The 8,217-nt window shown below is 67.2% G+C and carries 5 protein-coding genes; 1 reads left to right on the top strand and 4 read right to left on the bottom strand.

The annotated features are described in order from the left end of the window. Positions 1 to 303: 303 nt before the first annotated feature. The 4 genes from ASC68_RS13355 to ASC68_RS13340 form a co-directional block, all read right to left on the bottom strand. Positions 304 to 4,932 carry a DUF11 domain-containing protein gene (locus ASC68_RS13355; protein WP_055879973.1) on the bottom strand — a complete coding sequence of 1,543 codons (4,629 nt, stop codon included), beginning with the start codon at positions 4,930 to 4,932 and terminating at the stop codon, positions 304 to 306. Between the two features lie 145 nt (positions 4,933 to 5,077). Beyond that, the gene (locus ASC68_RS13350; protein WP_055879970.1) at positions 5,078 to 5,434 is read right to left on the bottom strand and encodes a hypothetical protein; all 357 of its coding nucleotides are present in this window, start codon (positions 5,432 to 5,434) and stop codon (positions 5,078 to 5,080) included. Between the two features lie 60 nt (positions 5,435 to 5,494). Then, positions 5,495 to 6,922 (bottom strand): DHA2 family efflux MFS transporter permease subunit, encoded by a 1,428-nt coding sequence (locus ASC68_RS13345; RefSeq protein WP_055879967.1) that lies wholly within the window; start codon positions 6,920 to 6,922, stop codon positions 5,495 to 5,497. Positions 6,923 to 7,062: 140 nt separating this feature from the next. Further along, positions 7,063 to 7,653 (bottom strand): TetR/AcrR family transcriptional regulator, encoded by a 591-nt coding sequence (locus tag ASC68_RS13340; protein ID WP_197421214.1) that lies wholly within the window; start codon positions 7,651 to 7,653, stop codon positions 7,063 to 7,065. A gap of 94 nt (positions 7,654 to 7,747) precedes the next feature. Between ASC68_RS13340 and ASC68_RS13335 the strand changes: the two genes are divergently transcribed. Beyond that, positions 7,748 to 8,083 carry a hypothetical protein gene (locus ASC68_RS13335; protein ID WP_055879963.1) on the top strand — a complete coding sequence of 112 codons (336 nt, stop codon included), beginning with the start codon at positions 7,748 to 7,750 and terminating at the stop codon, positions 8,081 to 8,083. Positions 8,084 to 8,217: the final 134 nt, after the last annotated feature.

Genomic DNA, 8,217 nt, shown 5'->3' with positions numbered 1-8,217 from the left:
AACTGCCCTGTCCGCTTGATCGCCATCGGTCATCAACTCCGCTCTCCATAGTCACGGAATCACACCTGCAGAATTATGCAACAGGCCCCTCAGGGGAGAAGGTGGTGCGAAGCGCCGGATGAGGGGTGAAGCGGTGCCACCTGCTGGACGGGCCAGCATGCTGAGAAGCTGAACCCCTCACCCTAGTTCCGCTACGGACCTCACGGTCCTAGCTGCACCAGCCCTCTCCCCTCAGGGGAGAGGGGACGGCTGCCTCGACATTTCGGCGAAGGGCCGGCCACTTACGCGGCCAGCCCCCAAAGCTCAGTTGATGGTCGGTAGCTCAATCCGTGGCCGCAGCGGCTGCAGTTCGAGCACCGGAGCCTGGCAAGCCCCCGGCTTGCCAGTCGTGGGCGGGATGCAGACGCATTGACCGCGGCGCAGCCGGCTGTCGTCCGGGCAGGCCGGGGTCTGTTCCTCGACGATATCCGGCCGGCAGTTGCCGGGCTCCCCGCTGGTGCCGGGCAGGCAGACGCACTGACCGCGGCGCAGGCGGCTATCGTCGGGGCAGCTGGGCTCTTCGATCACCTCGGGCCGGCAATTGCCGGGCTTGCCGAGCGTCCCGGGCAGGCAGACGCATTCGCCGCGACGCAGGCGGCTGTCATCCGGGCAGCTCGGCTCTTCGATCACCTCGGGCCGGCAATTGCCGGGCTTGCCGAGCGTGCCCGGCAGGCAGACGCATTCGCCACGGCGCAGCCGGCTATCGTCCGGGCAGGTCGGTTCTTCCACCACGTCCGGCCGGCAATTGCCCGGCTTGCCGTGGGTGTCCGGCAGGCAGACGCATTCACCGCGACGCAGGCGGCTGTCGTCGGGGCAGACCGGCTCCTCGACCACATCAGGCCGGCACTTGCCGGGGTTGCCATGCGTGCCGGGCTTGCAGACGCACTCGCCATTGACCAGCCGGCTGTCGCGGAAGTCGCAGCTTGGCGTCGACTGGTTGGGTTCGCACTCGCCCGGATCGCCATGGGTCCCCTTGTCGCAGACGCAGGCGCCGCTATCGGTCAGGTGGCTGTCGGCGGGGCACTTCGGAGCGGTCGGGCGCGGCGTGGCGCATTGCTTGCCGTTCCATTGCGTGCCCGCTTCGCAGCAGTCGCCATTCGGCATCACCTGCTTGACCGGGCATTGCTCGGGCTCGGGCTCCGCGCCCGGCCGGCAGACGCTGGCCGGCAGCTGGGCTGCGGCCGAGGCGGTGTACTGCACCCCCTCGTCGCTGTGCAGCACGGCGGCCGCGATCGACGCATTCACCGTGTTGACGATGTTGCACTGACCCGCCACCGCCACATCGGTCGGGATGTGGATGGTGATGGTCATCTCGGTGTATTTGCCCACCGGGATGGTCTTGAACGTCGACGAGCAGTGCATGTCGTTGTCGGTCGTCGGGACGCACGTCCAGTTGCTGGAGGACACAAAGCTCGTGCCGTCCGGCAGCAATTCGTCGACTTCGACCGTGCCGATATAGGGGTCGGGTCCGGTCGATGTGGCCCTGACGGTGAAGGTCGCGTCGTAGCCGTCGCCGGCCTTGACGGTCTTGATCGCCGTCTTGGTCAGCTTGAGGCTTGGCGGGTCGCAATACACCGCGACCGGGCCGGGCCCCAGGTTGATGAACAGCTGCGGCACCTTCTGGGTGGCCTGGGCGAGGTAGCCCGGGTCGCCGCCGGAAGCCGGATTGGTGATCAGCACGGTGTTGATCACGTTGCAGTCGGCCAGCGTCACGCTGTTGGGATTGACGTGCGACGTCGCCTGGAAAGTCCAGTTCGACAGCGCCGGCAATGCCGCCGGACGGGTGCAGAGCCACTGATCCACCCCCGAAGGAACGCAAGCGGCGCCCGAGAAGGTCGTGGGCTTGTCGTTGAAATCCTTGACCTGGATCGGTCCCGGCTGCGGGCCACCGCCATAGTTGAACACGGTGATGTCGAAATCGCAGAGCCAGTCCTCGCTGGATGGATCCGACGCACAGCCGGTGGCGGTCTTTTGGATGTTGAGCTTGGGCAGGCCCGGCGCGATGCAGGCAGGATTGGGCAGCGCCTGGCCGACCGTGTCCGAGTCGTTGCCACCGGGATTCTGTGGTGAACCCGGGTTCGGCGCCAGGATCGACAGGTTGTTGGTCACCGAGCAGACGCCCGGCCCATCCGGAATGAAGGTGTGGAACGGCACGACGATCGGCGTTCCCGGATTGACCCCCACCGCTCCCGGCGGCGTACAGGTGGTGACCGCCGCCCCGGTGCAGAATGGGTACATCAGGGTGAGGAAGTTGGTGGTCACCCCCGCCGAGCTGTCAACGAAGGACAGCGGCCCCAGATAGGGCGTGGTGCCGACATTGCTGATCGTCATCCGCCATTGGCAGAGATAGCCATTCACCCCGTAGAAGAAGGGCGAACAGCCGAGCGCCGTCTTCTGCATCTTGAGGTCGGTATCGAGCGCCGGTCCGGCACAGGCCGGATCCGGGATCGGCGCGGTGACCGCGTCGAAGTCGTTGCCGGCGACGAGGTTGGTCGGCGAGCCCCCGGCGGGCGCGCTGATATTGGCCTTGTTGTCGAGGCCGCAAAGCGCCGGCAGGATGCCCTTGGGGACATGCGAGGTCACGAGGAACCCCGAGGTCCAGCCGGGCGGCACGTTGACCGGTGGCGCGACGATATTGCAGGTCAGCACCGGGCCGGCCTGGACGCAGGCCCAGGGGCCCAGCGTCGTCGCCGGAGCGTTGATACCGAGCGTGTCGGTGACGGTGATCGGCCCGGAATAATTGCCCGGCCCGGCATTCTGCACCAGCACCACGTACGAGCAGTTCCAGGTCGCGCCGGCGTCGGCGCAACTCGGCGCGGCGATCTTTTCGAGCAGCAGGTCGCTGCCGGGTGCCGCAAAGCAACCGGGCGCCTTGATGCCCGCCACGCCGATGTTGAAATCGTCGCTCGGATCGTCGTCATTGCCCCAGAACCAGTCGAGTTCGGCTGCGTTGGCGAGGTGGCAATAGTTCACCAGCGCCTTGGGCAGCTTCACCACCTCGTGCAGCACCACCCCGTCGCCGGGATAGAGCAGCACCGGGCCGGTGACGCACTGATAGGCGGTCGGTCCGGTCGGGCCGCACGACCATGGCGGCTGCGGCCAGAAGCTCATGCTGGCGCCCGGATTGTTGGCCGGCAGGTGATCGTTGACCACCACCGGACCCCAATAGGGCACGCTGCCGGTGTTCTCGACCCGGATAGTGAAGTTGCACCACCAGTTGGCGCCGCCATCGACGCAGAAGAACGGCTTGGCCCATTTTTCCAGCGTCAGGTTGCTGTACTCGGGCTCATCCGGCTCGACGGGTTCGTCCTCGTCCGGCTCATAGCTCGGCGGCAGGTAATCCGGCGGCGGGAAGGCCGGCGGCGGGACGTAGGTAGCCGGTGCGCTCTCGCACACCTGCCAGATGGCGACCGCGCCGACATGGCCCTGCGCCGTCGCCTGGTCATCACCGGTATTGCCGTCATAGTCGGCAAAGAAGGCCAGCGTCGGCGGCTCGTTCTGCGGCCGCACCAGCGCCGCGGCATTGCCCTGGAGGCCATGCACCTGGGTCGGCGGATCGAGCGGCGCATCGACGTTCAGATTGTCGCGCAAGGCATCGCCGGTCGACCACAGATAGGCGCTGCAGGCGCCGCTGAGCGTGCCGGCCTCGTCGTCGAAATCCGGGCCGAGCGCGATGCCGCCCGAGGCGTTGCTGCCTTCCGGCGCCATGCCGATGGCGTAACTGTCGGGCGTTTCCACCCAGGTGCCCGGCGTCGTCGGGTCGTCCGGGAACTCGCGCTCGTAGCGCACCACCGACGAGGTCAGCGGCGTGGCAAACACCGAATAGTCATAGCTCCCCACCGGCGCGCCGCGCTGCGCGAGGAGCATCCGGCCCTGCGGGTCGAAGACGATGCTGGCGATCTCGTTGCTGGAGGGCAGGTCGGCAATATCGAGTTCCCAGCGTGCCGTGCCGAAGCTGCCATCGGCATTGATGCGCACCGACCAGATCTGCGCGGCGACGGCGTAGAACAGCCGCCCGCCATTGACCGCGAGGCCGAACACCTTGCGCTCCGGCTGGGTGAAGCCCCAGGTCGCCGGATCCTCGCTGTTGAACGCCGGATCGGTGACCGACATGGTGCTGCCGTCGTCGGCGACGGGTTCGAGCTCGTGCGTCGGTCGTCCGGCGACGCCATGGTCGAAGGTGTCGATGATGACGCCGTCCGCCGCCAGCCGGTAGACGAGGCCGGTATCGAGATCGGAAACGAAGAACTGCGCGCTGGCCGGGTCGAACACCAGGTTGCCCAGCCCCGCGCCGCTATTGGCCGCGATGGTGGTGAACAGCGAGATCTCTCCGGTGCTGCCATCGACTTTCCAGATCGAGCCGGGATAGCCCGCCGTCCCGCCGGCCGTGCCCCACTGGCCCGCCATGAAGCTCGCCTCGGGCGCGCCGAGCTTGCTGCGTACCGGATTGCCATCGGCATCCGGCACGACGATGTTGAGCCCGAAGGCCGAGGTGGCCGCGAGATAGATATTCGGCGCTGCGGCGCCGCTGAACTCGGGAGCATCGTCGAGCGCCACCCCGAAGGTCTGCCCGACATCGGCTGCGGTTGCCGAGAATACCGGTTCGGCCGGGATCAGCTGACCGGTCGGCGGTCCATCCGGCTGCAGCTGCTGGATCACCATCGACGCGCCGGCCGGATCGATGAAGGTGTAGTCGAGCGGCTCGCCGCTGGCCGGGGGTGTCGCCGGCGGCACCACGCCCGAGAAGCCGGTGACGACAGGCTCGCCGGGAGCAAAGATCGCCTCGTCCGCCGCCAGGGCGAACGATGTCAGGAGTACCGTGGAAGCAATAACAGTCGCGACAAGTGCGCCGACGAACTGACCCGGGGTCCGCAGACCGAAATACGACGCCATGGCCTCTCCTCGCCATTAACGCCCCTAAGCTCACGCGTCCCCTTCGCGTGCACTCCGCATAAGTACAATACCACGCCACCACGCTGTCGGCACTGCTAATCTTGTGCCGGCGGCAACGATGCTGCCGCCGGCCTTCGGATGACTTTCAACCGCGATGACTTTTGAAGATCTTCAGCGCCACCACCGCCGCAGCGAGCGCAATGGCGAGGCCCATTGCGGGGTGCAGCATTGAGGACATGCTGGCCTCGGGATCAGTGCGCAGCAGGTACTGCACGAACGGGATGGCGTAGAGCAGGGCGGTGAGCCCGCTCCACCAGCGCAGCGCCCGGACCCGCCTGTCGCTCCAGGTGCCCCAGAGCAGCAGCGCAATCGGCACCGCGGCGATGAAGGCCCAGCCGGTCAGCACCAGCACGGGGGCGACGATGGCCGACCAGGTGACGTAGCGCGGCGCAAGCTTCTGCGACTTGTCCTGGCCCGGGGCGGTGAGGTTATCGGTGGTCATATCAGCTACTCCTTGGGTTAGGGGAAGGGCACCGGCGCGGCGTCGCGCCGGCGCCGGGTGTCACTTGCGGGTGGCGAAGGCGGCGATCAGCGCAGCCAGCAGCGCCAGCCCGGCGGCGCCGAGATAGGCGGCCGAGTAGCCACGGGCGAGCGCGGTGATCTCGTCTGCACCACCGGCGCTGAGGCTGCTGGTCAGCGTCGTCGCCAGTGTGAACAGCACGGCGAGGCCCAGGGCGCCGCCAATCTGCTGGCTGGTGTTGACCAGCCCGCTGGCGAGCCCGCTATCAGCTTCGCTGACGCCCTGCACCGCGAGTTCGGTGCCGGCGATGAACGCGCCGCCCAGACCGGCGCCGATGATGATCGTCGGACCCAGCAGGTGGAGCACGAAATCCGCCCCGACCGGCGCCAGCGCCAGCCAGACGAGGCCGATTGCGAGACCGACCAGCGACACCGCCAGCGTCCGCGCCGAGCCGGCCTTCGCCATCACCGGCGGCAACACCCCGGCCGTGACGATCAGCGCCAGCGCTAGCGGCACCTGGGTCAGGCCGGTCAGCATCGCGTCATAGCCGAGGACGTTCTGCATATGCAGCGACAGGACGAAGAACAGCCCGACCACCGCGCCGCCGATCAGCAGCACCACCAGGTTTCCCAGCGTCACCGCCCGGTTGGCAAAGATCGCGAACGACACCAGCGGGTCGCGCGAGCGGAGCTCGATCACGGTGAACAGCCCGAGCAGCACCACGCCGGCTGCCCCGAGGCCGAGCGTCACCGGCGACAGGAAGCCGACCTCGAGCACCATCGAGAACGCCGCCACCAGCGCCACCACGCCGAGCGTGATGGTGATGGCGCCCCAGAGGTCGAGACGCGCCTGGCTCTGCGCCACGTCGCGGCTCAGCAGTGAGGGGATCGCGGCGAGCACCACGAGGCCCACCGGCACGTTGATGAAGAAGATCGCCGACCAGCCGATGCTGGCCGTCAGCACGCCACCGAGCAGCACCCCGGCAACACTGCCGAGCCCCGCCACCGCGCCCCAGATGCCGAGCGCCTTGGCCCGGCCGTCGGTCACCGGGAACAGCTGCATCAGCAAGGCCAGCGCCGCCGGCGCGAGGAGCGCCGCCGAGGCGCCCTGGATAGCGCGGGCCATCAGTAGCATCGGCCCGTTGATCGACAGCCCAGCCAGCAGCGACGCTGCGATGAAGCCGGACACCCCGGCGAGGAACACCCTGCGGTGCCCATAACGATCGGCCAGCCGCCCGCCCAGCATCAGCAGCCCGCCGAACGGCAGCACATAGGCGGTGATCACCCAGGTGAGGAGGTTGTGGTCGAGCCCCAACCCGGCCCCGAGGCTGGGCAGTGCGATGTTGACGATCGAGGCATCCAGCACCACGAGGAACTGCGCCAGCGCCAGGATGGTGAGGGCCAGCCAGCGATTGCGGCTGCGCTCGGTCGGTGGTGCTGCCTCGGCAGCGGTTGCGATCACGGTGGTCATTGCTGTTCTCCCATATCAATAGAGTGACTAGTCACTCACCAGTTGGTTTCAAGAAATGGCGCCTTTGTTCCCGCGCTTGAGCGGGTGAGGGCGCCACGATGGACGTCGTCATAAATCGCCGGGGGGATGCCCCGGCCGGATCAGATCGCCGGCACGTGCCGGATGCCGCGCGCCACCAGGCGGGCCCAGTCCTCACCGAGCTCGTCGATATCGGTGGTGGTGATCAGGTGGCAGAGCTGGCCGAAGGCGATGAAGCGCTGCACGGCTTCGTCGCTGGCGCCCGTACGCTGCTTCACATAGGTGACGATCCGCTTGAGCCCGCCTCGCATGGTGGCGCGGATCGCCGGAACATCCGAGGCACTTTGCGCATGCACCTGGATCATCAGGATGCTGCGGTCGGCAATCAGGCTCGCATAGCCGTCGCCCATCGCATAAAGGATCGCATCGGCATCGCCGTTGCTGACCGTCTGGGCGCTCTTTTCCAGCGTCTCCTCGATCCGGGTGAAGCAGCGCTCCACCGCGGCGATGAACAGCTCTTCCTTGGTGGGAAACAGCTTGAACACATAGGCTTGGCTGATCCCGGCCCGGACAGCGACCGCCGTTACCGGCGTCGCCTGAAACCCCGCATCGGCAAACGCCACCAGCGCCGCCTCGACAATGGCTTCTCTTCGGGTGTCCGCATCGGACAGGTTGGTGCGCGTGTGCTTCATGGTGAGTGAGTGAATACTCACTTGCACTAAGCATGTCAATGGCCAAACAATCTCCGAGCTCTTGGCATCGAAACCGCCCCTCCGGCCGTTTGGCCATCTCAACGAGGGTGCCCCCATGTCCAGCAACGACATCGCCGACCGCCTCAACCACTTCGGCAGGAACATCGAACGATGGCGCACCGAAGCGGCGCGCCTGACCCTGCTCGCCGCCCAGGCCCGGGAGCAGAAGCCCGACGAAGCGCAACTGATCCATCTCGAAGAGACGGCAACAGCCGTCTACACCGACATCACCGAGTTTCAGCGCACCGTCGAGGAAATCGCCACCACCAGCCCCGCTGCCGCCGCTGAACTCGCCCCGGTCGGCGACGCCATCCACCTGGTGCTGCTGGAGATCACCGAACTCGGGATCAAGCTCTACAGCTCTCGCACCGAGCTGCCTGAGGTGACGTGACTTCGCCTCGGCAAGGAGCCGTGCAGTTGGGATACCCTTGCATGTTGATTGTTGCCGACTCTGTTCAGAGTAGGCGGTCCCCGGCTGGCGGCCACCAGCCAGGGACCGGATGGACGGGACCGTTGTGCCCTTGG

The organism is Devosia sp. Root105 (assembly GCF_001424865.1).
Lineage (GTDB): Bacteria > Pseudomonadota > Alphaproteobacteria > Rhizobiales > Devosiaceae > Devosia_A.
This window is presented reverse-complemented; position numbering and strand designations above follow the sequence as displayed.

What these genes read in the sequence shown, in the direction of transcription:
- ASC68_RS13355 (WP_055879973.1), bottom strand. Translation starts at nt 4,932, where the DNA reads ATGGCGTCGTATTTCGGTCTGCGGACCCCGGGTCAGTTCGTCGGCGCA.
- ASC68_RS13345 (WP_055879967.1), bottom strand. Translation starts at nt 6,922, where the DNA reads ATGACCACCGTGATCGCAACCGCTGCCGAGGCAGCACCACCGACCGAG.
- ASC68_RS13335 (WP_055879963.1), top strand. Translation starts at nt 7,748, where the DNA reads ATGTCCAGCAACGACATCGCCGACCGCCTCAACCACTTCGGCAGGAAC.
- ASC68_RS13350 (WP_055879970.1), bottom strand. Translation starts at nt 5,434, where the DNA reads ATGACCACCGATAACCTCACCGCCCCGGGCCAGGACAAGTCGCAGAAG.